Origin of the sequence: Prochlorococcus marinus CUG1416 (genome assembly GCF_017695965.1) — a bacterium.
GTDB lineage: Bacteria > Cyanobacteriota > Cyanobacteriia > PCC-6307 > Cyanobiaceae > Prochlorococcus_A.
The window spans coordinates 295,828-318,298 of the sequence record NZ_JAAORM010000005.1 but is presented as its reverse complement, the minus strand read 5'-3'; the positions used below and the strand labels follow the sequence as shown (position 1 = coordinate 318,298).

Here is a 22,471-nt window from a genome sequence, read left to right as displayed (position 1 = left end):
ATTGTTAAGTTGTCGAATCTTAAATTTAGCTTTAAACGCTACTCTTTAACAATTTATATTTAATATAGTTAGCTTTTGCTAATTTGTGAAAAGTATTGAACAAATTTTATTTATTGATAAATCATGACCAATAAATCAAAAAGGGTTGTAATACTTAATGAAAATGAGCTTAGAAAAACCCTTTCACGTTTAACTTCCGAAATTATTGAAAAAGTAAAAAACCTAGACAACCTTCTTTTGGTTGGTATTCCTACTAGAGGCATAGATCTAGCAGAAGTTCTCGTTAAAGAATTATGCTTAAATACCGGAGTAACAATAAAAAAAGGAACAATTGATCCAACTTTTTATAGAGACGATCAAAATAGAATTGGAACTCGCCAAATTAAAGTAACTGATATCCCAACTCCTATTGAGAAACAAGAAATTCTTTTGATTGATGATGTCATATATACAGGGCGAACAATTAGAGCTGCAATGGATGCTCTATATTCATGGGGCAGACCTCAAAGAGTGATGTTATTAGTAATGGTAGATAGAGGTCATAGAGAATTACCTATTCAACCTGATTTTTGTGGGAAAAAGATTACAACGAGTAAAAATGAAAGTATTAGTTTACGTCTAAATAGTGTTGATAATGAAGAAGGAGTTTTCCTTGAATAACTTTTTTAGAAGATATTTCCTAAATTACATTCTCCTAAAAATTCATCCTTTATATCGAAACAATTAACTAATAAATCGGCTTTTTTTGTGATTTTGAAGAAAAGTGTTAAGTTATCTTCTCCAATATTAGCTGTATTTTTTAGTACGATTCTGAATGGCTTTTTGTCCCATTTTATAATTTCTTCCTCACTTTGAAATTCTGATAATTTTGGCAGTCCATTTTCAAAAATCACATCATATTCTCTTTCTTTTTTTGTTTCTCCAATAATTATTTCAAATATTTTCTGATTACTTTTACTTGCTTGAAGGATCAGTTTAAATGGATTTTCAGTGGGCCATGTTTGACCTTTGCAAAAAATAGGATGCCAGAAGTGTTTTTGTTCTCTTCTATTAAATAATCTGATAGATAATCCTTTATTTAATATGTCTTTGATTTTTACCCCTGGGGTCATTGCTAAAGCTCCTAAAGCTATTGATTCAATAGGAGGTGGAGACTTTATTTGAATGTTTGAAATATTTTTTGTTATCCATTCTTTAATTAATGGGATTTGAGTTCCCCCTCCAACCAAAATAATTGCATTTAAGTCATCTACTGTACAAAATTTGCCTCTTGCTTCATTTAATAACTCTTTTAGTAATGAGTTTAGGTGATTAAGCAAATTATTCTCGATAATAATGTTCTCAAATATTTCTTTACTTAGGAAAAATTCTTTTTCTTGGAATCCTTCAGTTAATAATTTTGTTGGATATTTTTCTTCATATTTTATAGTAGATGAGCTGAGTTTACATTTTATTTCTTCTGCCTTTAAAAGATTAATTGAATATTTATTATCTGGAATAAAGTAATCAACGATCCATTGATCTATATCTTTACCACCAATTTTTGAGCCTGTTTTACTTATTATCTCTGCACACCTTATTTTTTGTTTTGAAATTGAGCTAACATCTTTTCCTTGAAATTTTAAAAGTTCAGCTATTGGACTAGATTTACCTTCTCCTCCTTCTATTTTGACTATATTCATATCGATTGTGCTTCCTCCAATATCTAATGTCATAATTTTTGAGCCAAATGGTACATTAATCCCTAAACTTGCTGCAGTAGGCTCATCAACTAGCGCTATTTCATCTACAGATATTTTCTCGCAAAGGTTAACTAACCATTCTCTATAACCCTTGTATGTATCAATTGGTGCAGTTAAAACAAGTCTCTTAATTTCATATTTTTGAGGAATGCTTGCCCACAAATATTTAAAAAATTTTTCACCACATTCAGTAGGGCTTAAAATATTTTTTTGATCAATTTTTTCAATGGGATTTCCAATTAATCTTTTAAAATTAGAATGAAAAAATAAATCCGAATTAATGTTATCTCTCATCTTTAAAGCACTAATACCAATTTTAGGAGTTTTTGAAGCCTCTTCGAACCAAACGGCTGTGGGGATAACTCCTGGAGATGATGTAATATTTGGTATTTCAACTAAAACGGAATTTATATCTTTTTGATCTTGAAAAGCTACTACAGTATTAGTATTTCCTAAATCAACAGCAATCGTTCCAGATAAGATTTTTTCCATAATAAATTTTTTATGAATCAATTAAGTTCGTTTTGTGATTTATGTTTTGAATCTGTCCATTAAATTGTAAAATATTTATAGTAAAAAAAAATTTAATGAACATATCAAATAATGCGGGGATTGACTCTACTGACCTTGCTAAAAGAGGTGAGAGTTTAATAAGAAAGTCAACAAATAGATATTTAACCACTGTGAGAATCGCTTTCAGAGCTAAACAAAGGCGTTTTGATGATTTTGATGGACTATTAGAGGAGTCAACTATTAAACCTGTTCAAAGGTCAATTATTGAACTAAGCGATGAACAAGACCAGCCAGATTTACTTCCTGGTTAATTTTGTTACAAGACCATAAAAGATGGAGAGTACTTAGGGATTTTAAAAAAGGCAAATTTTGTTTTTTGATTGGTGTTGATAATTGGTCAATTGAGTTACAAAAAAGTGAATTTAATTCACTTTATTTTTTACTTTTAAGAATTAATGAACAACTATTAGGTATCGAGAATGAATTAATGGATGAAGAGTCTATTTCTCTAGAATTAGAACAACTTCCTTGGTATATAGTTTTAGAAGGGAAAAAGAATGAATGGAGTTTACGGTTTGTGTTTGAAAGTCAAGACCAAACTAGATCTTTCGAAATGTATTGGCCGATACAAATAGCACAAAATTTATTTTATGAAATAAAAAAAATGTGGGAATCAATGGATTAAAAGATAAATAAAATTGGAAATTTTGGAAAATATTTCCCCTTATCCAAAAAATTTTTTCACAACTTTTCCACAACTATTTTTAAAAAAATATCTAAAGACCTAAAGTATGTGGAAAAATTCTGATTTTAAATAATTCTTTATATTTTAGTAAGATTTCTTTTTCGAATATTAATTTCCATGCTCCACCCTCTTATGACTGAATTCTCATTATTCTATTTCCTGAGACTTACTCTTATTAATACTTGTTGACGATTTTGCGATTTTGAAGAAAACTAGTTTTTGTAGATTTAATTTTAATAAATTTTTTTAATATGCAAGATTTAAATTTTGATGTAAATCCAATAGTCTCAAATCAGAAAGATGAAGTAATTAGTTTCAAATGTGAACTTCAAGAAAATCTTCAAAAGGCTATGAAAGAATTTGTTGAGAAACATCCTAATTGGGATCAATACAGAATACTACAGGCTGCCATAGCAGGATTTTTGATGCAGAAAGGATTTCAAAATAGGGATTTAACGAGACTTTATATTGGAAATATGTTTTCTATGAATTTTAAGGACTAATTAATAATTTCTTTTAATTTTATCAAGTAGTATTTTTGCTACATCATTACTTACAGGTAATATAGATAACCTATTTCCTCTTTTTACAACTAATAGCTCATCCTCACTAAATAAAACCTTTAATTCAGGTAAACTTACAATCTTATTTGCCTTAGAAATATATTTTACTTTTACACAATCCCATCTCGGATTATTAGGTTGCGATTTTGGATCATAATATTTTGAATCTTTATCAAATTGCGTAGGATCAACAATATTTAGATCTATTACCTCCATAAGTCCAACAATACCTGGGGGTTTGCAGTTTGAATGATAGAAAAAAACTGTATCTCCCTTATTCATATTTCTCATGAAATTTCGAGCTTGATAATTTCGTATACCGTCCCATAAAGTAACGCCATCGTTTTTTAAAGAATCTATACTGTAGGCATCTGGTTCACTTTTCATTAGCCAAAAATTTTCTTCAGTCATATCAAGGGATCTCAGCGAATTTTAAAGCTTGAAACAAGGTTTACTCAAACTTTTTTGGGTATAAATTTATTATCCATCAAAGTTTCTATTTAGGAAAGAGAAGGTCATTATGGACTTATTTTCCTAACCCATGAGTTGCACATGGCATCCATAAATCACCCATTTTATGAATTCCTTTGCATCCAAGTTTTTTGGCTTCTTCAATAGCTTTGGCTTTTGTCGGATATGCATAAATATTCATTGAATCTGAAGAATTATTTTGTTTAATGCTTTGTTCAATGTTAGGTCCTATGGGAGTCCAAACTTTTAATCCCATAGTGGTGATTCCAGCAGAGAAAACCCCCATTCCAACTATCGAGGCATTTATTACCCCCATTGCAACTACACCAAGAGAGACTACTCCCATTGGCACAATCCCAATGGTGACAATGCCCATGGGGACTATTCCAATTGATATATATCCAAGAGGAGCTATTCCAATTGCAATCTTTTTTGGCTTACTGCCGCAATGTGCAGGAGCATCATTTTTATTTTGATTGGTATTTTCTGAATCCTTCATTTAAGAATTAATGATGATGGTGGTGATTGTGATCCTTTTTGTTCTTTTCATGAGAACTTTCATGAGATTCATGAGTTGCGCAAGGCATCCACTTATTCCCCATTTTATGAGCTCCAGTGCAATTAAAACTTTTAGCAGCTTTTTCAGCCTCTTTTCTGGTTTCAAAAAGTGCAGGGATTTTTGTTTCTTCAACTTTTGAAGTGCAGCCAAGACTAAATAGGAAAGTTATTAAGAAAAATGGAGTAAGGATTAATGTTTGTTTCAAAGGAATTGTAAAAATTTATACCAATCTTAATATGTAATTACTAGTTAATCTAGATACCCTAGGAATTATTTTAATGAAGCTTTCTCCTCAGAAATTATTTGCACCTGCTTTTGTTGGAACAATTATGCCTATTGCTATTCATGCAGGAGGAATGAATCATCATGATCATCATTTGCATGATGATTCGCATATGAATATGACTGATTCGTTTCCATCAACAATGTTTATGGGAAAGAGTACGTTTGTTTTGGGAGGTGTTGATGGTGTGACAGGGAAAGAGGCTGTGACTTTTAATTACGACTTAAAGTTAATGGGTATGACTAGCTTTACAGGAGAAGACATGTTGATGACTGCTATTCGTGCTGGAAATTTCAATATGATGGCTCCTTTTGGAATGATGGGAGCTTCTAGGCTAGATACAGCATTTAATAGTAGTGATAATCTTGAAGTTCATAAGCTTTTTTATAAGTTTCCTGTAAGTGATAGTTTCACAGTCACTTTGGGGCCTAAACTTCGTCAAGATGATTTACTTGGTGTTAAGCCTACTTCTTATCCAGATGGTGAAGGTACTTTATTTGTTTTAAATCAGACGGGTGCTAATGACACCTATTCAAAAAAAATGGGAGCGGGAGCAGGTGTTACCTATTCTAAAGATAAATTCATAGCAAGCACTGTACTTCTTTCAGAAAATGCTGCCTCTAATAAAGGGATTTTAACTAAAGAAGGAAGTGATATTATTACTTCTCAGCTTGGATTGGTGGATGACTCATATTCGATTGTCTTTGCTTATACTTACGCGGATGGTGGTAATACCGATAATAGTTCTGATGCTAATGATTATTCATCCTATGGAATTCATGGGACTTATAATTTTTTAAATCAAAAAGATATGTTCCCTTCTTCAATAACTGCTGGTTTTGGATGGAAGAATCCAGATAATGATGATAATCCTGATACGGCTTCGAATTCTGTTGAGGATGGTAATACATGGACAATTGGTATTCTTTGGAACGATGTAATTAAGGAAGGAAATAACCTAGGATTTGCTATTGGAACAGCGGAAACTCATAGGGATGATGATGGTTATGATGAACCCTTAGCATGGGAGACTTTTTACAAGATGCAAATCAATGACAGTATTTCAATAACTCCCGCAATCTTTTCAGTGCAGAAGGATGGAGCTGATGATGTAACAGGAGCGATAGTGAAAACTAGCTTTAAATTCTAAAAAAAGAAGAAAATATTCTGAATATTTTGACAAGTTTGTAAGTGTAAAAATGATTATATTTTGACAGTCTTTAATAATGGATAATTTGGTTATTATATGATTGATTAGTTATTTTTTAGTTGATTTTTCGATGAAAAGGACTCAACTTAATATTAATATTGATCCAAATCTTTTAAAAGAAATAAAAACTAGTGCAAGAAAGGAAGGTAAATCTTTAGTTGAGTATGTAAATGATTTTTTCAAAAAACATCTAAATAACGATGCTTCAGATGATGTAGAAATAAGATTAAGTAATCATGAAAATAGATTGAAGTTGATTGAAGAAAATATTGGTTTAGCTATAAAACAAAAGAAAAAGTTTCCTGATTTTACGCCTCAAGAAGCAGCTAACTTTAATGATTTTGTTAAAGCTATTTTCCAAAAAGAAGTTAAGAGAAAAAAATATAATTCAACTAAAGATGCATGTAATGACCTAATTAGTCATTTGAATTGCTTTGATAAATGGAATGAAAAATGTTCACTTAGATTAAAAGAGATTCTGTTTATCGATCATGGAGATTCACTTGATTGTGATGAAATGAATTCTCTTAAGGATAGTCAAATGTGTCCTTCTCCTCTAAGAACTGGAATAATTAATTGGATTAACAATTCAGAAAAAGGAAAATGTTCTTGTTCGAATAGTAATTTTCCTTCAGAGCAAATTATCCGCGCAAAAGGAGCTGAGTTGATTAGTGATCTAGATATTTAGGACAGTTCTCTTTAAATCCATACTTTATTGACTTTGAAGTTAGATATTTATCTAGTAATGACTAATAGCCATATTAGGTTGACTTTCAATCACTAGAAAGTTCGAATGAGGTTCGAATAGAATTTTTTGTAAAAAATAAAACTCTTGCTATGACAAGCAAAATGCATCCAGCTCCTTTTTCATTAGCCAAAACTTTTCTTCAGTCATATCAAGTGATTTAGAGGAATTAATCTGCTAGAATTTTGCTAGAATCAGAATTTCATTTATATGTTTATTATCTATTAAAGTTCCTATTTAGGAAAGTGATTTGTGGTATGGGGTCATCTCCGTTGCTGTCGATCTATATAAACTAACTAAGAGAATCTAAATCTCTTCTTTTAAGTATTTTCTACGTTGTTTTTATTTGAGATTCTGATTTGAATTAGAAAAGCTATAGATATTCCTATGGAAAAATCATTTGTAAATTTCATTTATTGGATCTTAGTAAAGTCAGCTGAAAGTTACTATGGCGATGCAACTAAAACAGAAGTACCATACACTCCTTATTTTTAAATCTCCAATGTTTTGTTAAATAAGATTTAGAAAAGGTATTTGATCATATTGTCTTCTCAAATAGATATTACTAATTTTTAAATCCAAAGCAGTTTGTGCATAATTCCTAAAGTATTTAACTTATATCTATACATATATGTAACATAAATGTTTAAGAATACTCCTATAGCCTGAAATATAGGCTAATTTCTTTACATTGGTTAATACTTATGTTATATTTCTTTACATAATAATTTTTTTAATCATGACTCCAGAAGCAGAAAGATTTAATGGTTGGGCGGCAATGCTTGGCTTCGTAGCAGCTGTTGGTGCTTACGTAACAACTGGTCAAATCATCCCAGGTTGGTTCTAATGGCAAATTCTTCATACATAACAACTGAATCTGATGGAAGACAAAATATGTTTCCTTCAGAAACTCGTCCATACATAGATGAGTCTGTTTCATATGAGGGTTACCCTCAAAATGCTGAAAAAGTTAATGGTCGTTGGGCAATGGTTGGTTTCGTTTCACTGCTAGGTGCATACGTAACAACTGGTCAAATTATTCCAGGTATTTTTTAATGAGCACATTAGCAAGTTTTTTGATTTTAATAGTCTCATTAACTGCTTTAGTCGTCGCTTATTTAACTAAACAATTTCAAAAAGAAAATTTAATTTATTTAAACCAAAATCAAATGAAAAATTCAAAAACAAACTCAAAAACAATTGAAAAAGAAAAAGTAGTTGCAGAAACTATCAATGGTAGATTCGCAATGCTTGGTCTTATGGCTGCTATTGGCGCTTATCTAACAACAGGTCAAATTATTCCTGGCTTTGTGTAATGCTTGAGGCAGGAATTAACACTTGGATTAACACTATACTTTTTCCTTTTATGCCAGTCATAACAGTATTTATTGTTAGTGCATTAATGTTGAGTGATTTGCCATGGAATGATGATGATGACGATGATGATGGCAGCGGATTAATCTCCCCGGTGTATAACTACGTTCCTCAAGGGGCTTAGAGGATATACATCAAAATGATTTTCATCTCATCTTTATTTAACTCAGTCCCTTCAAGTGCTAAAGACCTTTTAGAGTTTGGTTTCTTTCTTACTGTGGGTTTTACAGTAGGAAAAGTAGGACTCTTATAAAAACATATCTAAATGCCATATCACTATTTGGCATTGCAATAATAACTACTGCGATAGCACTAAGTATTGCTTACGCACTATAAAAATTTAATCATTCTTATTAATGAACATTTAAAAAATGGAAAACTCAAAACCAACTTATTGGCAAAATGCCGAGAGAACCAATGGAAGAATGGCAATGATGGGTTTATTCGCATTGGTAGTAAACTACGGTCTTTTTGGCTGGATCATTCCAGGTATTTTTTAAAATGAATTTAGACATTTTCTTAATCTCTTTCTTTACATATCTATTAGTACCAGTGGTAATGATAGCTAAAGGAAAAAAGCAACTAATTAAATAAATGAATTTAGGAATTCTCTTTCTCAAAGTTAATACAACTGGAGTAATAACTTTATCTGAATTGGATTGGATTACAAATCATCAATCACAATTTTCAAGGTTAGATATGGCAATAGTTTTAAAAATTGGTCGCTTAATGGATGAAGGAATAATAGAAGTAGATTGTAGATTGCCGGTATAAATATTTAAAAATTAAATAGTCATGAGAGCTTGCTTTTAGGGATATAGGCAAGCTTTTTTTGTTTTCTAATCATTGTTATGGCACTGGTACGAGGTCTCTAGAGTGCTGAAAAGCTAGTTATATGTTGATCGGCCCCTCTTTTTTGGGAGCTAAAGTTATAGGTGTAAAGCTTCTTTGTAAATCAATGTTAGGCAATCTTTTTTTTGTATTGATTGATGCCTTTCCCTTAAGCCAGCAAGATAGAGAAGTCATAGTTATGTCTAGCTCATTTGCTAGGACTTTTAGTGCTTTCAAGTCTGCTCCATAACCTGCTCTTTCTATCCAACTAGCCATTAGCGCAATATCGTGCTCAATGAAATTCATAAGTTTGCGTGGGACCATTGAATAGCGGACTGAAGAAAATTCCTTAGGATTTATTTTTTGCCATAGAGCTGCCATTTCCTGCCCTGTCATCTCTTCTCCAGCAATATTCATTGATTCTCCCCAAAACCTTTTGGGATGTTCAAAAACTGCCCTTGTCCATAGTCCAACATCATCAACTGCGATGGTTTGCCAAACTTTGTTTTTGTGGACAATCCCGGGGAAAATTGATTCGGAAATCTTCACACCAGGAAGATCACTATCGAAATTCTCGAAGTAGCTAACAGGTCGAAGAATTGTCGACAGTTTTTTCAACCCATTAATCAGGATGTATTCCTCAATATTCCACTTGCTTGTAAAATGTCCTGGTGCGGGCTCATTCTTTAGAGGGTCCTTGGGCTTGCAAATCGAACTAAAAACAAAGTGCTTTAATGTACCTAAGTCAGCAAGTTGCTTTACAACGTCAACTAGGTTTCTCCCTTGCTCTATTTCATATTCACGAACCATGCTTCCACGGCCCAATAGCCACCCTTTTGTGGGCGTCGTATTGCCAAATATTCCGTAAACCCCTGAAAAAACTCTTTTTAAGCTTTCTGGTTCAAGGAGATCTCCTTGAACAATTTCGACATTTGGTAAGTTGGCCAAAACCTTGGCCCGCTTACTATAGGGAGAACGAGTAATAGCTCGAATCTGAAAAATACCACTTTGGGACAAATGTCTTACTACTGAAGACCCCTGTCGACTAGAGGCCATTGTCACTGCAATAACAGGCCTAGAGTTTTTTTGATTAAGTTCCTCATAACTAGATAAATCGCCGTGAGAAAGATCAACCTGAGGAGATAAGTCCAATTGCTAAGAAAAATTACATTTACTGTTACGAAATGTAAAGCATTTTCTTCTTAATCGTGAGTATGTTTTGGGAGCACTAGGTCTGAGTTTGGAATCTTTTCACCCCTTATCAATCATAAAAAAATAGCTAATTGCTCCTCATCCTATATCGACTGTAAATCAAAAAAGTGTGAATAAAGTGTGAATAAAGTGTGAAAAAAAGTTTGAACAACTTTGTTATTTTGATTAATTATCCTTCCAAGTATCTATTTAGGAAAGTAAGAGTTGATATATATCTTTTCGAACAATTGCCATAGCAGTATGCATATTTATTATAAAAATAATTTGTTAGTATATTCGATAATAGTAATTAACTAATGAAAGCAATAGTAAAGTCAGTAAATAAATTATTACCCGTTGGTAAAAAAGCAAAAAAGTATTTACCTTTTTTTATTGGATTTAAATTATTAACCTTGACTGGGTTTCTTACTTTTATAATGAATCGTTAGATGTTGTTACCTTCACCACAAATTGCAATTGCTTTACTACTCATTAGTATTGGATTGGTAGTTACTTTTGATATAAGATTTGATCGATTAAAAGATAAAAAATAAAATTAATTTATATTAGAACTAGTGAATAAAGAGGAGAGAACAAAAAAATTCAAGTTAATGTCAAGTGTTGAAAGGCAAGAATTAATTTTAAAGAAAATGAAAGCTAAAGGTATTGAAGTAGGAAGTGGAGTTCAAGATAAAAAATATGATAGTAAAGAGGTTTATGAGTTAATCCATATTGCTAATTGCTTTCCCGAATTAAGAGAAAAAGATAATTAATGGAAGAATTTACTTTGATAAATAAGCAAAGAAATCGAATAAAAATATTTAAGCCATTTAAGGATATTAGTAATCCATCTCCAACTATTGATGCAATGTCAATTCTATATGCATGTGTTTATAAAAGATCGAGTAAACCAATTATTAAAGGTTCAAGGGTTGAATCTATAGAAGATGCAAGAAAGGAATATAAGCAGTTATTGGAAGAGGGTTGGAAGAAGACCAGTATTTATAGAAGTTATTTTTAAGGATAAAAGTCTACTTTTCAACGCATTACGCAATAAATTAGGGCTATATATCTATTGTAATTCAAAAACTTAAATATTTTTTATAGCGAAATGGTGAAAACCAGCATCATTGAAAAATACCCAACCAAAATAGATATTAAATGCAGTTTCAACAAACGCAGCATATTGAAGCCAATGCGCTCCAGACTTATCAACACCATTTTGATCAAAATTTGAATTACTCATTTAAAGGATTGGATATGCTATCCAACCAAATAAAGTGTAGTTAATAATAACAGCCATGAAGCCTATCATTGCCAACCTGCCATTTGTTCTTTCCGCTATAAACCAATAGCTATTTGGCCATTCAAAAAATTCCCCCATATTGGATATTTGATCTTCTGATAGTGGAGTCTTTTTAGGAGTATTGTCCTGATCAAGATAATATTTACTATCTGGGTAATAGCTTTCGCTTCGAACATTCTCTTCTTTTTTAATCATTATTATTAGAAATTTGAATTAAATATATCTTAAAAACAAAAAAGGCTAAATAGGGTAAAAATCGTTTCTAAACAAGAAGTAGATTTTTATTTCAAGTCAAAAATACTTGTATAAATTCATTACTCATAAAACTCTCTATTTAGGAAAGGGATGGGTGTTATGGGTTCAGCTGAGTGACTGTGTAACTAATATTAAAGCCAAGAGAAATTTATAATATTTTTTGGAATTTTTTAATTTGATAAATCCATCTTTAAAGTTTAGGAGTTCGCTAATCGCGAAATATAGGTTTCAAGATTACCTGCATTGATCCAACCGGTTGCGATAGTTTTAAAAGCCTTATGATTGACTTTACCGCGATGAATATGAGAAATCCCTGCGGGAAAGATAATAAGTTTTCCTCTTTCAGCTTTCTCATGATGATTCTGCCAATGAAATTCTGTTCCGCCAGAAGTAACATCATTACAATAAAGAATCCAAGCTAATACTCTGTGAGCAGGTTCTGTAGATTCATTACTAATAGTCCAATCGCAATGCCATTTCTTAAATCCTTCTCCCGGAGCATAACGTTGTAAATTAAATATCGGGTTAACAAATAAAGATTGTTCTGGGCAACATTCCTTCACTAGTGGCCGATCTTCTAGATATTTTTTTAGTGCAGCATTAACTCCTCTAATTATAACTTCAGAGATTGCAAAGGCTTCTGGATCTGAACGATCAATAGAAACAAGACTAATATCAGTTGAAACTTTGTATGGATCAGAATTCAAAGAGATGTTTTGACCAAAAGCGATACCATTAGTATGTAAGTCTTTACGGCGATCAAAGAAAGAAATAACACCATCAGCTACAGCCTCGAATCCTGAATTCTTATATTTCCCAATTAGTTCCATAAAAAAGATGGTTTTATCCCTCTAATTTTAGATCGAATGTCAATTAGGTTGATTTATTCTTCAGGATTCAAAGTAGGGACACCTTCTGCTGAAGCCACAGCAACCCACATAACTGCTGAAGAATTACCACTATTAGCCATTGTATGAGCAGGAGTATTTGCTGAGAGAACAAATGAATCTCCTTCCTTAAAGGTTTTACTAATACCTGTCTTTTCATCAAGAGTTAATTCACCACTTTCAATATGACCTAGTAAAGGTACAGGATGAGAATGCATTGGTATAGTTGCTCCATTTTGAACTTCTACTCTAATCAAACGCATTTCAGCTTTTCCTTTTGGATACTTAAAATTATCCCCATCAATGTTTTCTGAAGAGGTGAAGATTTCTTGTACATCAACAGGTGATTCTGCAGCTATAGAAATGCTTGGGTTTATAAGCATTAATGAAAAAGCTAATGCTATTAAAAAATTCTTAATCATGAATTTGAATTTCTAGAAAATTATCTAAACTCATGGTATAAATTTTAAAAATATTTGTCATTACTTGATTTAACTTTTTAAGTTTTTATCAGTCGACTTTCAAGACTAATAGCAAAGAACGCTATCCGCTTTAATCGACTCTTCAATTAGTACATTGGGCATTACAAATTCTGCCTTATATCCATTAAGAAGCGTCTTATCGTAACCCCTAGATTTAGCAGACATTTCTGAGACATATATGGTAACCTTTGAATTTTTTAAATTTTCAAGATGATCGTGTAAATCTCCAGTACCCTTACCAACTATTTCACCAGCTGTTTTGCAATTTAGTATGTTTACTCCATTTCCCTCCAGAAAAAGAGTTACTTGATGCCCTTCGTTTTCAGCCGTAAGGGCAGCCATTAAACCTAAAGTTACTTTGTTTTTGGATTTTAAACCGCTGTAAATATTAACTAATACTTTATTGTCGGCAATGATTGACATTTAATTCTGCTTAAAATTTACTTTTGTAATCTAGGTTTTTCTTTTAACTTTTTCAACCATCTAATCTATCAACATAATCTCTTAAAATTTTTGACATTTTATGAGGTGGGATTTCTTCTTGATATTCTCTTAATAAATCAAAACATTTATCCAGGCAATCTTTTATTGAAGAGGAAATAAAAAAAAATGGTTTTATATCTCTATGTTAGATCTATTGTTAATCAACAAAAAGTTAAAAAGAGAATTAATAGCTATTAATAAATAAAGGATATTAATGAACCTAAAAATCAATATAAATTTTTTAGAAAAATATTTAGCTAATTTAGTAAATGATATTGAATATAAAAGGATTACAAAAAAATTAAAGGAATATGATTTAATGGCGGACGTTGACGATCAAAGATTTCATCATTTTTGTTATTGAATTAATGAGTCACACCAGCATCCATGATTGTGATATTTGTATCGATTGAGTTCGCCCATCGTAAATTGCTTAGTTCCTTATATTCAGCACTATTGTAAGCATCAATAGCAGCTTGCTTTGATTGGAACTCAAAAATTACTGATAATTTACCACCCTTTCCTTCTACAGTTTTACTATCTAGATCCTTTGCAAAAACAGAACCTCCTACTGAATCTATCCAGGGTTGAAATGCTTCAACATATTCAGCAAAAGCTTGATTTGTAACTGTAGTAGTGACGAGCCAAAATCCTTTAGACATTAAATTAAAAAAAAAATTCTTAAAACTTTAATATCAAATAGCAGTACAAGTAGTAAGCGTTTCATTTCTTTCATTCACTTTCAATTATTTCAGCAGAATCAGAACAGATATTAACGCTAAACCACTCCATTGCCGACCAAGTACTTTCTTGGTAAGTACCAGCAGCAATACTTACAAAACAATCATTTTCATACCAACTTCTATAACTGGGATTTACTCCAGTTCCTTTTAATCGATTTTCTAAACCCTTCCCATATTTTTGGATAACAAGATTTACAGCTTTATACTCAATTTCTCTATGTCTATCATTGGCAAAAGATCCGAAAGGTAAAAAAAAAAAGAGTGATGAGAATGCTAAGATTTTCATCTAATTTGAGACCCAACTTGTGATTTTTGTTGTGCTATATATATGACCTAAAGCCTCTATATTCTTTATTGTTTCTGGATCTGAAAATACATGCTTAGCTACGCCTTCTTCAGCTTGATGAATAACAATAACTTCTTTAGGATCAATTAAACTTTTGCCTCGATAGAGAGGAGTTAGTCCTACTGTTTTATGAAATGCATCTATCTCAGGACTATCAAACATTTTTACCCACTCTTCAAATGTATTTGAAAGTTTAAAAGTGAAGACAGTAGTTTCAATAGTCATAAAGAAAGAAGCTAATTGCTACTCATTTTAGATCGAAATGTCAATCAATATCAGACTAAATCATCTATTAGTTATCGAATTTGGTTTTTCTCCAACCTTGAGAAAGTAATCTTTCATAAATTTCTCTAGCTAAATCTATTTCTACAGAGACTGTTGTTGTTATGATTGGAGGTTCTTTCCCTAATACTCCAACTATTTTCCCAGAGTCAATAAACATATACTCGAAGACTCCTTCAATACTCTTATCGTTCTTTATAAATCTTTTAACTTCTGATCTATTGGAATTTATTAGCCAGTATTCCATTATTTATTTATAAATATATAAGCGGAATATAAATAAACTAAGAAAGCACCAATAGCAAAAACACTCCCATAGATAAGAAAATTCCAAATCCTAAATAATTTAGGCTTTTCGTATTCTGTTTCTTCTTTTTTAGTAATCATTTAATTTCTTGCTTTTTTCTGGCTGCGTTACCTCTAGCTCTTGGTACCAGTGTTATAGTCAGGCAGAACTTAGTATTCCAGTATCTATTAATAAGTTAGGAGAAATATTCATTAGCCAATAAGATCAAGCGAATAGACGGTTTCCTTACAATTATATTTTTTATCTAATTCTTTAGCAAATGGATCTTCCATGGCTTCTCCTGAATTTTCTAAATCAGTAAAGTTCATTTCCTAGAGATTAAAGAAATAGCTAGACGGGTGTACTTTCTTATTATCAAACAATTCATTTAATTCATATGAATCGATTGGGAGTAAATCATGAATTGCGAATTAATCGTTAACTTATATTTATTTGATTTGATTTGATTTGATTTGATTTTATAAATTTATTATCCATCAAAGTTCCTTTTTAGGAAGGTAAACGGTGTATGGGTTATTTGAAATTAATATTTTGAACTGCTGAAAAATTTTTTATTAAGTTCCAAGCCTCATTTGCTGTATTAGCGTATTGAAAAATCGATAAATCATTTTCTCCAATTAAACCCATATCAGATAGGAATTGAAAATTAATTACCTTTTCCCAGTAGCTTCTGCCAAATAAAATTATTGGAATATTCTTCTTCATCCCGGTCTGCCTTAATGTTAATAATTCAAATAATTCATCTAACGTTCCAAATCCTCCAGGAAAAAAAACAGCAGCAGCAGATCTCATAACAAAATGAAATTTCCTCATTGCAAAATAATTAAATTTAAAACATAATCCTGGCGTAATAAAAGAATTAGGGTGTTGCTCATTGGGCAGGCTTATATTCAATCCAATCGATTTACATCCAGCATCAAAAGCTCCTCTATTAGCTGCCTCCATAATCCCGGGTCCACCGCCAGTAACTATTACATGAGAATGAGGATTTTTTGTTTTGCTATCCAGCGAGATTAATTTAGATAATTCTCTTGCTTCAGAGTAATAATGTGAGAGAGAGTGCAAATTTTTTAATCTCTCGATATTTATCTTTGAAGATTTAGATTTAGGATTACTTGCAAGAAGTTTTTCTGCATCATCTAGCCTTCTTTTGGATGTAATTTCCTCTGATATGTGGACTCCTCCAAAGACGATGACAGTTGAAATTATATTTTCTTTTTCAATAACCTGCTCAGGCTTTGTAATTTCAAGGAGCATCCTAACCCCTCTCATTTCATCAGTATTCAATAAGTCAATATCTTCGTGAGCAAGTTTATAAGTACTAGATTTTAAAATTGCTTCTAAATTACTAGCCACTAATTCAACCTCGTTACTTCTTTCTTGTTCAAAATCACATTTAAATTTGTCATTCATATTGTTCTCCATTTTGTTATTTTCTGTATGAATATTTTAAGCCTTTTTCTATAAAAGATCAGCCGCTAATTCTGCTAAATCACTTCTTTCTCCTTGAGATAAAGTTATGTGTCCAATTATTTTCTGACCATGCAATTTTTTAGCTAACCAAGTCAATCCATTACTATCAGAATCAAGATATGGATGATCTATTTGATTTGGATCTCCTGTAAAAACAATTTTTGTTCCTTCTCCAGCTCTCGTAACGATAGTTTTTACTTCTAAAGGTGTTAAATTTTGGGCTTCATCAATAAGAATAAATTGATGAGGTATTGATCTTCCTCTAATGTAGTTTATTGCCTCTACTTCCAAGAGACCCATGCCTCTTAAGTCTTCCCATGAATTTTTAGAGTTAATATCTCTTTCTTTTTGATTAACTCTTGCTCCATTTTTATTGGAATTTGGACTTGTTAAATAATCTAAATTATCAATTATTGGCTTCATCCAAGGAGCTAATTTTTCATCAAGACTACCTGGGAGATAGCCTAATTCTTTGCCCAAAGGGATTGGTGGCCTGGATACTAATAATCTTTCGTATAAATTTTCGTCTGCAACTTGATGCAATCCTACTGCCAAAGCAAGTAAAGTTTTACCTGTTCCAGCCTTTCCTATAAGACTTACTAATTGAACTTTGGGATCTAGGAGTAAATCTAAAGCAAAACTTTGTTCTAGATTCTTAGGTCTTACTTTGCCTAAATTTGATCTTCTTAAAAAATTTAGACCTACTAACTTTTTCTCAGATGGATCATATCTTGTTAAATAAGTATGATTATCTTTTAAATTATCTCGCAAGATTACACCCTCATTACTCACTAAAGGGGGTTCAAATTTTGATTTAATATCTCTTAAATAAATAAACCCATCTTTTTGAACCTTATTCATCTCATCTGAATTTGAACTTATTTCCCTAAAACCCTTATCTAAATTATCTAAAGAAACCTTATCTTTAGTAAAATCTTCAGCTTTAAGACCAACAGCATCCGCTTTGATTCTTAAATTTGTATCTTTTGAAATAAGTACAACTTCAGGAAAGTCTGATAAGATTTTGGTATTTTTTTCTTCAAGAGCGACAGCTAAAATCTTATTATCTCCACTACTGTCACTAAGCTCTGAGGGTAATCTATCAGTAGTCTCTTTTCTGCAAAATGCAACTTTTATGGTCCCTTCAGATTTATTATTAATTTTTACGCCCGATGATAGATTACCTTTTTCTCGGAGACTATCTAGTAATCTTGAAACTCTTCTGGCATTACGTCCCTTCTCGCCAGGATCCCGTTTGAATCTATCAACCTCTTCAACTACTTGAATTGGAATTACAACATTTTCATTAGCAAAATGAAGAGGTGAATCGGGATCATGTAATAAAACATTCGTATCAAGAACAATAACTCTTTTTTTCATGATTAAGGTCCTCTTTAAATTAAGTGTGAAGTGAGTTTGAGTTTTAATATCAATTTGAATTTGCAGTTTTTTTAACTAAAGGATTAAACATTAATCTTTTGATTTGATTATTTTCCCAAATCCAATAAACGGGTGGACTTTTTCTGGCCTTAATAAGGCTTAATTTGTTTAGTTTTTGCGGAACAAATTCTTTTTTTGGGTCAAAAAATTCATCTCTGATAGGTTGATTTAAAACAATGCTCCCTTCTTTTCCAGAGATTGACCTGTGATAAGTTCCAATAGGAATTTCAAGTGCTCCCATAGATCTTTTTAGATAAATCACATGATGTGGCTCGTCCCAAGTTGGATTTATCAAAATAAATTTCCGCTCACCACTAATAACTAAATTGTGATCAATTTGATGATTGTGTAAGTAGTACTGTTCATACTCAAATTCATCTGGAGGCGATATAGCCTCTCCTGAATGCATAACTACATCACAACCATTAGTTGACTCTATGCCTGCATCAAAAAAAGTTACTTTGGGAGTTTCTCTAAAAATAGTTGTAGGGCAGAATTTTAACTTCATAATTCAACCTCTCTGCTAGTGAATTAACAAATACGAGTAGAATTTATTTGCAAAAAATAATTATTTTTTGATACTTAGTTGCAACAAACTAAACAATCTTCCTCAGATGGATAATCCATACAACTTTGTTTTAGAGTTTTTTCTAAAGTTTGCATTTTCCTGACGTAATCAAGATCTCGCAAATCTTTTTTAGGAACAGTGAATTGCGTTTGTAATTTCATTTTTTTCACCTAATTAATACTGCTTTTTAAAGCCATCCCAGGTTTGAGAAAATCTTAATGCTATATAAGCAATCAAAATCGCCCAAAATAGAATCTCTATACTTAAATTAGTCATTTACTTTTTCCTCCTTTATTACTAACTGAGCTTTAGTACGGTTGATATATAAAAATCAAGCGTAACAATACCTAAAAAAGATCCAATATTAATCACAATAAATTTTGCAATGACTATTGGTAGGATGCGCTATGCATTCTTTATACCAATATTCTTTCTCTTCTTTTTTTGGTAATTGATAATTTAAATCATGCATTCTCAACTTTTCTGAAGTTGCATTTCTGATAGGATTAAACATAGTCTTGAGTTTCATAAGACCTCCTTTCTCTATACTCCTTTATTATCATCCTTTTGACCTGAAATTAATAGGGTATTTCTACCCGAGTAGAAGTGCTTTGTGGTAGTCACGAATATCTTTACTGATTTAGTTGGATTAGAAATAATTCAGGATTCACAAGCACTTCATCGACTTTATTGACAGCGAGGTGCATACGACTCGAAGAGGGCAAATAAATGCCCTCTTATTTTTAGGTATTACCACTCTTGATTTTTCTATGTAAGAGATACTAAATAATTACTAGCCCAAAGGAGGTTCTTTAAATGACCAACTTAGGATTAGAGCTTCTTATATTGACTGTTTTATTAATTTATTTTGGTGTTTTTATGACACAAAATTTTTATCAGCAAGGTATTAGAGCTCATCTACGCAAAAACATTTTTTGCGTTAAATCACAAAGTAATCCCTATTGCATAACTGAGTAGTGGTGGATTAATAATTTCAAAAAAGGAGGCTAATTATGTCTTGCGGAAATCCTTATAAGCATATGATGCAGAATACTTATACACCTTTTATTGATGCGATGTCGTCAGAAAAGAATTTAAGTTATGAAAAATTGGAGTGTATGCAATTTGGTATATGCGACTATAGACCAGAACAAGTAGAAGAAGTTCCCTTTTTTCATTACTAATTAAAGTACCAAATTTATTATTAGATTGGCAGAAGAGGTTGTTTTATAGTTAAGTAACCTCTTCTTTTAATTATTGTGTTCAGATTTTCCGAGGATTTTGATTAGATAAATTCCTATGAGAAGGATGAAATCTAAGTTTATTTCTATAATTCTCATCTCCCCAATAGTGATCTTCGTAAAATGAAAAAACAGACATAGCTACGCCAGCTGTTAGTAGTCCCCCAATAATTAAAACAAAATATATAAGGTAATCTGAAGGCACCCAATTACTAATTCCAAAAATAATTACAAAAGACATAATGTTTAGAAAGATTAGATTTTTATATAACTATTTTCACTAAGTAAAACAATTTTTACTACCTGAAATAAATACCCAATTTTTAAGAACTTAAAATCTGAATCTTTCATTTAAGATTAATGATTATGTTTATTTGTTAACTGATAATATGAATGAAATTACTATTCAATTTTTTGGTAGATTTATCTAAGCTTAAAAATCTTTCACCGTTATATTCTTATTGGCATTCAGACCAAAATGATTTGGATGAAAGGAATAGGTTGTTAATTGCTAATAAAGATAGTCCAGCTTTATATCTGTTTGAGAAAGAACCCTACAAGTGGGAGATATTATTTCAAAGCATTATAAGAGAAATAATAAATGGAGATTTATCTTCATTAAGAGGCTTGCAAGTGCTTTTAAGTAGTCTCTCTCTTGAAGTAAGAAAAAAAGTTTTAAAGGACTTACTAGTACATGAAATTATTAATAAGGATTGTTTTGCCGAACTTAAAAAGCCAATTGATATGAAATCACAAACAAAAAGTAATTTGCTTAGATTTATAAGAATCTTATTGGCTATATTTACAAATCCTTATGGTATTCAATTAAGAAGAAAAAAAATTCATATTTATGAGAAAACGGGTTTTTTATTTAACTATTTAAAGAATCTTTATTCTAAATAAATATTTGTATCAGACACTTAAACTTATTTGTAAGAATTGATATTTTAAAAGATCATTATTTAAATTAAAATTTATTATGGCTAAAAAAGAAGGAAATGAACTTGCGACGGTAAAGGTTTATTTAAACACCAGCATTATTGCTATTTTATTAGGAGTTGGCTTTTTAGCATCAACACTTATATTTGGTGTACTTTTTATAGCTTTAAAATAGAAAAATATATTAGTTTGGTTTAGTCAGAATATATCGACTTTTAATTATTAATAAGTAATTAATACATTGCATTATCCATACCTTTCATACTATTTTTTTATTAGTTTTTAATACAATGATTAAAAATCTCCTTGATAATGATGAAAACAAAAAAGATAAGTTACTTAAATTAAGCTTCAGAGAAATACGTCTAGAAGCAAAAAAATTATCACTTCACTTATATAGTCGTAAAACTAAAAAAGAATTGGTCGAATTACTTTTGAAAGACCAAAAGAAATTGTTGATTGAAAACAAATCTAATGATGATGTCGTTGCAGAAGAAGATAGGCTAGCTATAGAGAAAGCTAAAGAAGAAGATAGGCTAGCTATAGAGAAAGCTAAAGAAGAAGATAGGCTAGCTATAGAGAAAGCTAAAGAAGAAGATAGGCTAGCTATAGAGAAAGCTAAAGAAGAAGATAGGCTAGCTATAGAGAAAGCTAAAGAAGAAGATAGGCTAGCTATAGAGAAAGCTAAAGAAGAAGATAGGCTAGCTATAGAGAAAGCTAAAGAAGAAGAGAGGATTGCTTTTTTGAAGAAGTTGCAACTGATCAAGATAGAGAAAACTAATGCTAAAGAAAATGAATATATAATCTCAAACAAAAACAAAAATTTGAAAAGATTATTATCTCACTCATTTCCAGATAAAAAAATAATCGTAACAGATAACAAAGATGGATCTCAAACAATTCTTATAAACTAATTTTTTTAAAATCAATTGCAGCTTAATTGGATGGGAACCTAAAAATTACTGCAAATTTACAACCTTTACGTTCCTAATTTTGACAATCTATATCTTTTGCAAATACATAACAAACTACTGATTCGATACAAGCTTGAAATGCTTCAAAATATTCAGCAAACGCTGGATTTGGAACTATGGTAGTAAAGAGCCAAAATCCTTGACATGTTATAGAAATAAATTTTTAGGACTTTAACATAAATTAGTGGTGTAAGTAGTAAGCTTTTTAGAGCCAATCTGAAACTTCTATTGTTGAAATCTTAACCCCATGATTAGCTATCCAAGAGCCATATTTTTCAAAAAACTTTTGCATATTCCCTTCAGGACTTTGATGTATGACAATAACTCTTTTAGGATCTTTTTTGCATTGACCTCTAAATAGAGGCTTAATATCGAATTCAGAAAGTCTTTTATTCGAATCCTTGCTATCAAAAAATGATAGCCATTCATCAAAATTAATTTCAAGTTCGAATGTGAAAACTGTGGTTATATTAATTGGCATAATTAAAGATTATGTCTAAGTGAACCTTTTGAAGAAT

Annotated in this window: 39 protein-coding genes and 1 pseudogene; 19 read left to right on the top strand and 21 right to left on the bottom strand. The window is 31.1% G+C overall.

Annotated elements, in window-relative coordinates:
• Positions 1–123: 123 nt before the first annotated feature.
• On the top strand, positions 124–660 hold the full coding sequence (gene pyrR / locus HA146_RS08035; RefSeq protein WP_209109031.1) for a bifunctional pyr operon transcriptional regulator/uracil phosphoribosyltransferase PyrR: 537 nt from the start codon (positions 124–126) through the stop codon (positions 658–660).
• 5 nt (positions 661–665) lie between these two features.
• Here pyrR and HA146_RS08030 read toward each other — a convergent pair whose 3' ends face one another.
• A complete protein-coding gene (locus HA146_RS08030; protein ID WP_209109030.1) occupies positions 666–2,234 on the bottom strand; it encodes an Hsp70 family protein in 1,569 nt (522 codons plus the stop codon).
• A gap of 95 nt (positions 2,235–2,329) precedes the next feature.
• On the opposite strand from HA146_RS08030, the gene HA146_RS08025 reads away from it, so the two are divergent.
• The 3 genes from HA146_RS08025 (at position 2,330) to HA146_RS08015 (ending at position 3,503) form a co-directional block, all read left to right on the top strand.
• Complete coding sequence (locus HA146_RS08025) at positions 2,330–2,566, top strand: DNA-directed RNA polymerase subunit omega (RefSeq protein WP_209109029.1); 237 nt, start codon at positions 2,330–2,332, stop codon at positions 2,564–2,566.
• A gap of 2 nt (positions 2,567–2,568) precedes the next feature.
• Positions 2,569–2,940, top strand: coding sequence for a DUF1818 family protein (locus HA146_RS08020; protein ID WP_209109028.1), 372 nt, complete (start codon positions 2,569–2,571; stop codon positions 2,938–2,940).
• A gap of 311 nt (positions 2,941–3,251) precedes the next feature.
• Positions 3,252–3,503, top strand: a complete 252-nt coding sequence (locus HA146_RS08015) for a DUF2811 domain-containing protein (RefSeq protein ID WP_209109027.1) — start codon at positions 3,252–3,254, stop codon at positions 3,501–3,503.
• On the opposite strand, the gene HA146_RS08010 is transcribed toward HA146_RS08015, so the two are convergent.
• The 3 genes from HA146_RS08010 to HA146_RS08000 form a co-directional block, all read right to left on the bottom strand.
• On the bottom strand, positions 3,504–3,974 hold the full coding sequence (locus HA146_RS08010) for an EVE domain-containing protein (RefSeq protein ID WP_209109026.1): 471 nt from the start codon (positions 3,972–3,974) through the stop codon (positions 3,504–3,506).
• A gap of 115 nt (positions 3,975–4,089) precedes the next feature.
• Entirely contained in the window at positions 4,090–4,533 is a 444-nt protein-coding gene (locus HA146_RS08005) for a GLTT repeat protein (RefSeq protein ID WP_042850964.1), read from the bottom strand.
• Positions 4,534–4,540: 7 nt separating this feature from the next.
• Positions 4,541–4,798 (bottom strand): DUF3721 domain-containing protein, encoded by a 258-nt coding sequence (locus HA146_RS08000; protein ID WP_209109025.1) that lies wholly within the window; start codon positions 4,796–4,798, stop codon positions 4,541–4,543.
• 73 nt (positions 4,799–4,871) lie between these two features.
• Here HA146_RS08000 and HA146_RS07995 point away from each other — a divergent pair, with 73 nt between their 5' ends.
• The 8 genes and pseudogenes from HA146_RS07995 to HA146_RS07960 all read left to right on the top strand — a co-directional run bounded on the left by HA146_RS07995 (position 4,872) and on the right by HA146_RS07960 (position 8,979).
• Positions 4,872–6,026: a hypothetical protein gene (locus tag HA146_RS07995; protein WP_209109024.1), complete on the top strand. Its 1,155-nt coding sequence runs from the start codon at positions 4,872–4,874 to the stop codon at positions 6,024–6,026.
• Positions 6,027–6,156: 130 nt separating this feature from the next.
• The gene (locus HA146_RS07990) at positions 6,157–6,774 is read left to right on the top strand and encodes a hypothetical protein (protein WP_209109023.1); all 618 of its coding nucleotides are present in this window, start codon (positions 6,157–6,159) and stop codon (positions 6,772–6,774) included.
• A gap of 796 nt (positions 6,775–7,570) precedes the next feature.
• On the top strand, positions 7,571–7,678 hold the full coding sequence (locus HA146_RS07985; RefSeq protein WP_011132751.1) for a high light inducible protein: 108 nt from the start codon (positions 7,571–7,573) through the stop codon (positions 7,676–7,678).
• The gene (locus tag HA146_RS07980) at positions 7,678–7,887 is read left to right on the top strand and encodes a high light inducible protein (RefSeq protein WP_209109022.1); all 210 of its coding nucleotides are present in this window, start codon (positions 7,678–7,680) and stop codon (positions 7,885–7,887) included. The genes HA146_RS07985 and HA146_RS07980 overlap by 1 nt, the downstream gene beginning before the upstream one ends.
• Positions 7,887–8,147 (top strand): high light inducible protein, encoded by a 261-nt coding sequence (locus HA146_RS07975; protein WP_209109021.1) that lies wholly within the window; start codon positions 7,887–7,889, stop codon positions 8,145–8,147. Before HA146_RS07980 ends, HA146_RS07975 begins: the two co-directional genes overlap by 1 nt.
• Complete coding sequence (locus HA146_RS07970; RefSeq protein WP_209109020.1) at positions 8,147–8,329, top strand: hypothetical protein; 183 nt, start codon at positions 8,147–8,149, stop codon at positions 8,327–8,329. The genes HA146_RS07975 and HA146_RS07970 overlap by 1 nt, the downstream gene beginning before the upstream one ends.
• 265 nt (positions 8,330–8,594) lie before the next feature.
• A pseudogene (locus HA146_RS09745) lies at positions 8,595–8,705 on the top strand (chlorophyll a/b-binding protein); the annotation flags it as partial.
• 94 nt (positions 8,706–8,799) lie between these two features.
• Entirely contained in the window at positions 8,800–8,979 is a 180-nt protein-coding gene (locus HA146_RS07960) for a hypothetical protein (RefSeq protein ID WP_209109019.1), read from the top strand.
• A gap of 117 nt (positions 8,980–9,096) precedes the next feature.
• On the opposite strand, the gene HA146_RS07955 is transcribed toward HA146_RS07960, so the two are convergent.
• Positions 9,097–10,188, bottom strand: a complete 1,092-nt coding sequence (locus HA146_RS07955) for an NmrA/HSCARG family protein (protein WP_245211344.1) — start codon at positions 10,186–10,188, stop codon at positions 9,097–9,099.
• 650 nt (positions 10,189–10,838) lie between these two features.
• Between HA146_RS07955 and HA146_RS07950 the strand changes: the two genes are divergently transcribed.
• Together HA146_RS07950 and HA146_RS07945 are read left to right on the top strand one after the other, a co-directional pair.
• On the top strand, positions 10,839–11,000 hold the full coding sequence (locus HA146_RS07950; protein WP_245211343.1) for a 3-phosphoshikimate 1-carboxyvinyltransferase: 162 nt from the start codon (positions 10,839–10,841) through the stop codon (positions 10,998–11,000).
• The gene (locus HA146_RS07945) at positions 11,000–11,248 is read left to right on the top strand and encodes a DUF1651 domain-containing protein (RefSeq protein WP_209109017.1); all 249 of its coding nucleotides are present in this window, start codon (positions 11,000–11,002) and stop codon (positions 11,246–11,248) included. The genes HA146_RS07950 and HA146_RS07945 overlap by 1 nt, the downstream gene beginning before the upstream one ends.
• A gap of 69 nt (positions 11,249–11,317) precedes the next feature.
• Here the strand turns inward: HA146_RS07945 and HA146_RS07940 are convergent, their stop codons facing one another.
• From HA146_RS07940 to HA146_RS07920, 5 genes are all read right to left on the bottom strand, one after another.
• Positions 11,318–11,473: a hypothetical protein gene (locus HA146_RS07940; protein WP_209109016.1), complete on the bottom strand. Its 156-nt coding sequence runs from the start codon at positions 11,471–11,473 to the stop codon at positions 11,318–11,320.
• On the bottom strand, positions 11,474–11,728 hold the full coding sequence (locus HA146_RS07935; RefSeq protein ID WP_209109015.1) for a high light inducible protein: 255 nt from the start codon (positions 11,726–11,728) through the stop codon (positions 11,474–11,476). It lies immediately after the preceding gene.
• A 257-nt stretch (positions 11,729–11,985) separates the two neighbouring features.
• A complete protein-coding gene (locus HA146_RS07930) occupies positions 11,986–12,618 on the bottom strand; it encodes a 2OG-Fe(II) oxygenase (RefSeq protein WP_209109014.1) in 633 nt (210 codons plus the stop codon).
• A 53-nt stretch (positions 12,619–12,671) separates the two neighbouring features.
• The gene (locus HA146_RS07925) at positions 12,672–13,097 is read right to left on the bottom strand and encodes a cupin domain-containing protein (RefSeq protein ID WP_209109013.1); all 426 of its coding nucleotides are present in this window, start codon (positions 13,095–13,097) and stop codon (positions 12,672–12,674) included.
• Positions 13,098–13,202: 105 nt separating this feature from the next.
• Positions 13,203–13,580, bottom strand: coding sequence for a DsrE family protein (locus HA146_RS07920; RefSeq protein WP_209109012.1), 378 nt, complete (start codon positions 13,578–13,580; stop codon positions 13,203–13,205).
• Between the two features lie 274 nt (positions 13,581–13,854).
• Between HA146_RS07920 and HA146_RS07915 the strand changes: the two genes are divergently transcribed.
• The gene (locus HA146_RS07915) at positions 13,855–14,004 is read left to right on the top strand and encodes a hypothetical protein (protein WP_209109011.1); all 150 of its coding nucleotides are present in this window, start codon (positions 13,855–13,857) and stop codon (positions 14,002–14,004) included.
• A gap of 1 nt (position 14,005) precedes the next feature.
• Here the strand turns inward: HA146_RS07915 and HA146_RS07910 are convergent, their stop codons facing one another.
• The 9 genes from HA146_RS07910 to HA146_RS07870 form a co-directional block, all read right to left on the bottom strand.
• The gene (locus HA146_RS07910) at positions 14,006–14,302 is read right to left on the bottom strand and encodes a DUF1330 domain-containing protein (RefSeq protein WP_209109010.1); all 297 of its coding nucleotides are present in this window, start codon (positions 14,300–14,302) and stop codon (positions 14,006–14,008) included.
• A gap of 70 nt (positions 14,303–14,372) precedes the next feature.
• The gene (locus HA146_RS07905; RefSeq protein WP_209109009.1) at positions 14,373–14,669 is read right to left on the bottom strand and encodes a heat-labile enterotoxin alpha chain; all 297 of its coding nucleotides are present in this window, start codon (positions 14,667–14,669) and stop codon (positions 14,373–14,375) included.
• On the bottom strand, positions 14,670–14,954 hold the full coding sequence (locus HA146_RS07900) for a DUF3764 family protein (RefSeq protein ID WP_209109008.1): 285 nt from the start codon (positions 14,952–14,954) through the stop codon (positions 14,670–14,672).
• A gap of 67 nt (positions 14,955–15,021) precedes the next feature.
• Positions 15,022–15,258: a DUF1651 domain-containing protein gene (locus tag HA146_RS07895; protein WP_209109007.1), complete on the bottom strand. Its 237-nt coding sequence runs from the start codon at positions 15,256–15,258 to the stop codon at positions 15,022–15,024.
• Positions 15,259–15,831: 573 nt separating this feature from the next.
• Entirely contained in the window at positions 15,832–16,743 is a 912-nt protein-coding gene (locus HA146_RS07890; RefSeq protein ID WP_245211342.1) for an LOG family protein, read from the bottom strand.
• Positions 16,744–16,779: 36 nt separating this feature from the next.
• Positions 16,780–18,171: a PhoH family protein gene (locus HA146_RS07885; RefSeq protein WP_209109006.1), complete on the bottom strand. Its 1,392-nt coding sequence runs from the start codon at positions 18,169–18,171 to the stop codon at positions 16,780–16,782.
• Positions 18,172–18,220: 49 nt separating this feature from the next.
• Positions 18,221–18,739, bottom strand: coding sequence for a hemagglutinin (locus HA146_RS07880; protein WP_209109005.1), 519 nt, complete (start codon positions 18,737–18,739; stop codon positions 18,221–18,223).
• Positions 18,740–18,813: 74 nt separating this feature from the next.
• Positions 18,814–18,960 (bottom strand): hypothetical protein, encoded by a 147-nt coding sequence (locus HA146_RS07875; protein ID WP_209109004.1) that lies wholly within the window; start codon positions 18,958–18,960, stop codon positions 18,814–18,816.
• 203 nt (positions 18,961–19,163) lie between these two features.
• Complete coding sequence (locus HA146_RS07870) at positions 19,164–19,328, bottom strand: hypothetical protein (protein WP_209109003.1); 165 nt, start codon at positions 19,326–19,328, stop codon at positions 19,164–19,166.
• 484 nt (positions 19,329–19,812) lie between these two features.
• Here HA146_RS07870 and HA146_RS07865 point away from each other — a divergent pair, with 484 nt between their 5' ends.
• A complete protein-coding gene (locus HA146_RS07865) occupies positions 19,813–19,983 on the top strand; it encodes a hypothetical protein (protein WP_209109002.1) in 171 nt (56 codons plus the stop codon).
• A 79-nt stretch (positions 19,984–20,062) separates the two neighbouring features.
• On the opposite strand, the gene HA146_RS07860 is transcribed toward HA146_RS07865, so the two are convergent.
• Complete coding sequence (locus HA146_RS07860; protein ID WP_245211341.1) at positions 20,063–20,281, bottom strand: hypothetical protein; 219 nt, start codon at positions 20,279–20,281, stop codon at positions 20,063–20,065.
• Positions 20,282–20,433: 152 nt separating this feature from the next.
• Here HA146_RS07860 and HA146_RS07855 point away from each other — a divergent pair, with 152 nt between their 5' ends.
• The 3 genes from HA146_RS07855 (at position 20,434) to HA146_RS07850 (ending at position 21,893) form a co-directional block, all read left to right on the top strand.
• Entirely contained in the window at positions 20,434–20,943 is a 510-nt protein-coding gene (locus HA146_RS07855) for a hypothetical protein (RefSeq protein WP_209109001.1), read from the top strand.
• A 76-nt stretch (positions 20,944–21,019) separates the two neighbouring features.
• Complete coding sequence (locus HA146_RS09695) at positions 21,020–21,154, top strand: hypothetical protein (RefSeq protein WP_257469922.1); 135 nt, start codon at positions 21,020–21,022, stop codon at positions 21,152–21,154.
• Positions 21,155–21,269: 115 nt separating this feature from the next.
• Positions 21,270–21,893, top strand: a complete 624-nt coding sequence (locus tag HA146_RS07850; protein ID WP_209109000.1) for a hypothetical protein — start codon at positions 21,270–21,272, stop codon at positions 21,891–21,893.
• A gap of 265 nt (positions 21,894–22,158) precedes the next feature.
• On the opposite strand, the gene HA146_RS07845 is transcribed toward HA146_RS07850, so the two are convergent.
• Positions 22,159–22,434, bottom strand: a complete 276-nt coding sequence (locus HA146_RS07845; RefSeq protein WP_209108999.1) for a DUF3764 family protein — start codon at positions 22,432–22,434, stop codon at positions 22,159–22,161.
• Positions 22,435–22,471: the final 37 nt, after the last annotated feature.

Excerpts from the sequence above, each read along its gene's own strand:
- pyrR (WP_209109031.1), top strand. The coding sequence starts at position 124 with ATGACCAATAAATCAAAAAGGGTTGTAATACTTAATGAAAATGAGCTT.
- HA146_RS08030 (WP_209109030.1), bottom strand. The coding sequence starts at position 2,234 with ATGGAAAAAATCTTATCTGGAACGATTGCTGTTGATTTAGGAAATACT.
- HA146_RS08025 (WP_209109029.1), top strand. The coding sequence starts at position 2,330 with ATGAACATATCAAATAATGCGGGGATTGACTCTACTGACCTTGCTAAA.
- HA146_RS08015 (WP_209109027.1), top strand. The coding sequence starts at position 3,252 with ATGCAAGATTTAAATTTTGATGTAAATCCAATAGTCTCAAATCAGAAA.
- HA146_RS08010 (WP_209109026.1), bottom strand. The coding sequence starts at position 3,974 with ATGACTGAAGAAAATTTTTGGCTAATGAAAAGTGAACCAGATGCCTAC.
- HA146_RS08005 (WP_042850964.1), bottom strand. The coding sequence starts at position 4,533 with ATGAAGGATTCAGAAAATACCAATCAAAATAAAAATGATGCTCCTGCA.
- HA146_RS07995 (WP_209109024.1), top strand. The coding sequence starts at position 4,872 with ATGAAGCTTTCTCCTCAGAAATTATTTGCACCTGCTTTTGTTGGAACA.
- HA146_RS07990 (WP_209109023.1), top strand. The coding sequence starts at position 6,157 with ATGAAAAGGACTCAACTTAATATTAATATTGATCCAAATCTTTTAAAA.
- HA146_RS07985 (WP_011132751.1), top strand. The coding sequence starts at position 7,571 with ATGACTCCAGAAGCAGAAAGATTTAATGGTTGGGCGGCAATGCTTGGC.
- HA146_RS07980 (WP_209109022.1), top strand. The coding sequence starts at position 7,678 with ATGGCAAATTCTTCATACATAACAACTGAATCTGATGGAAGACAAAAT.
- HA146_RS07975 (WP_209109021.1), top strand. The coding sequence starts at position 7,887 with ATGAGCACATTAGCAAGTTTTTTGATTTTAATAGTCTCATTAACTGCT.
- HA146_RS07970 (WP_209109020.1), top strand. The coding sequence starts at position 8,147 with ATGCTTGAGGCAGGAATTAACACTTGGATTAACACTATACTTTTTCCT.
- HA146_RS07960 (WP_209109019.1), top strand. The coding sequence starts at position 8,800 with ATGAATTTAGGAATTCTCTTTCTCAAAGTTAATACAACTGGAGTAATA.
- HA146_RS07950 (WP_245211343.1), top strand. The coding sequence starts at position 10,839 with ATGTCAAGTGTTGAAAGGCAAGAATTAATTTTAAAGAAAATGAAAGCT.
- HA146_RS07945 (WP_209109017.1), top strand. The coding sequence starts at position 11,000 with ATGGAAGAATTTACTTTGATAAATAAGCAAAGAAATCGAATAAAAATA.
- HA146_RS07940 (WP_209109016.1), bottom strand. The coding sequence starts at position 11,473 with ATGAGTAATTCAAATTTTGATCAAAATGGTGTTGATAAGTCTGGAGCG.
- HA146_RS07935 (WP_209109015.1), bottom strand. The coding sequence starts at position 11,728 with ATGATTAAAAAAGAAGAGAATGTTCGAAGCGAAAGCTATTACCCAGAT.
- HA146_RS07930 (WP_209109014.1), bottom strand. The coding sequence starts at position 12,618 with ATGGAACTAATTGGGAAATATAAGAATTCAGGATTCGAGGCTGTAGCT.
- HA146_RS07925 (WP_209109013.1), bottom strand. The coding sequence starts at position 13,097 with ATGATTAAGAATTTTTTAATAGCATTAGCTTTTTCATTAATGCTTATA.
- HA146_RS07920 (WP_209109012.1), bottom strand. The coding sequence starts at position 13,580 with ATGTCAATCATTGCCGACAATAAAGTATTAGTTAATATTTACAGCGGT.
- HA146_RS07915 (WP_209109011.1), top strand. The coding sequence starts at position 13,855 with ATGAACCTAAAAATCAATATAAATTTTTTAGAAAAATATTTAGCTAAT.
- HA146_RS07910 (WP_209109010.1), bottom strand. The coding sequence starts at position 14,302 with ATGTCTAAAGGATTTTGGCTCGTCACTACTACAGTTACAAATCAAGCT.
- HA146_RS07905 (WP_209109009.1), bottom strand. The coding sequence starts at position 14,669 with ATGAAAATCTTAGCATTCTCATCACTCTTTTTTTTTTTACCTTTCGGA.
- HA146_RS07900 (WP_209109008.1), bottom strand. The coding sequence starts at position 14,954 with ATGACTATTGAAACTACTGTCTTCACTTTTAAACTTTCAAATACATTT.
- HA146_RS07895 (WP_209109007.1), bottom strand. The coding sequence starts at position 15,258 with ATGGAATACTGGCTAATAAATTCCAATAGATCAGAAGTTAAAAGATTT.
- HA146_RS07890 (WP_245211342.1), bottom strand. The coding sequence starts at position 16,743 with ATGGAGAACAATATGAATGACAAATTTAAATGTGATTTTGAACAAGAA.
- HA146_RS07885 (WP_209109006.1), bottom strand. The coding sequence starts at position 18,171 with ATGAAAAAAAGAGTTATTGTTCTTGATACGAATGTTTTATTACATGAT.
- HA146_RS07880 (WP_209109005.1), bottom strand. The coding sequence starts at position 18,739 with ATGAAGTTAAAATTCTGCCCTACAACTATTTTTAGAGAAACTCCCAAA.
- HA146_RS07875 (WP_209109004.1), bottom strand. The coding sequence starts at position 18,960 with ATGAAATTACAAACGCAATTCACTGTTCCTAAAAAAGATTTGCGAGAT.
- HA146_RS07870 (WP_209109003.1), bottom strand. The coding sequence starts at position 19,328 with ATGAAACTCAAGACTATGTTTAATCCTATCAGAAATGCAACTTCAGAA.
- HA146_RS07865 (WP_209109002.1), top strand. The coding sequence starts at position 19,813 with ATGTCTTGCGGAAATCCTTATAAGCATATGATGCAGAATACTTATACA.
- HA146_RS07860 (WP_245211341.1), bottom strand. The coding sequence starts at position 20,281 with ATGTCTTTTGTAATTATTTTTGGAATTAGTAATTGGGTGCCTTCAGAT.
- HA146_RS07855 (WP_209109001.1), top strand. The coding sequence starts at position 20,434 with ATGAAATTACTATTCAATTTTTTGGTAGATTTATCTAAGCTTAAAAAT.
- HA146_RS09695 (WP_257469922.1), top strand. The coding sequence starts at position 21,020 with ATGGCTAAAAAAGAAGGAAATGAACTTGCGACGGTAAAGGTTTATTTA.
- HA146_RS07850 (WP_209109000.1), top strand. The coding sequence starts at position 21,270 with ATGATTAAAAATCTCCTTGATAATGATGAAAACAAAAAAGATAAGTTA.
- HA146_RS07845 (WP_209108999.1), bottom strand. The coding sequence starts at position 22,434 with ATGCCAATTAATATAACCACAGTTTTCACATTCGAACTTGAAATTAAT.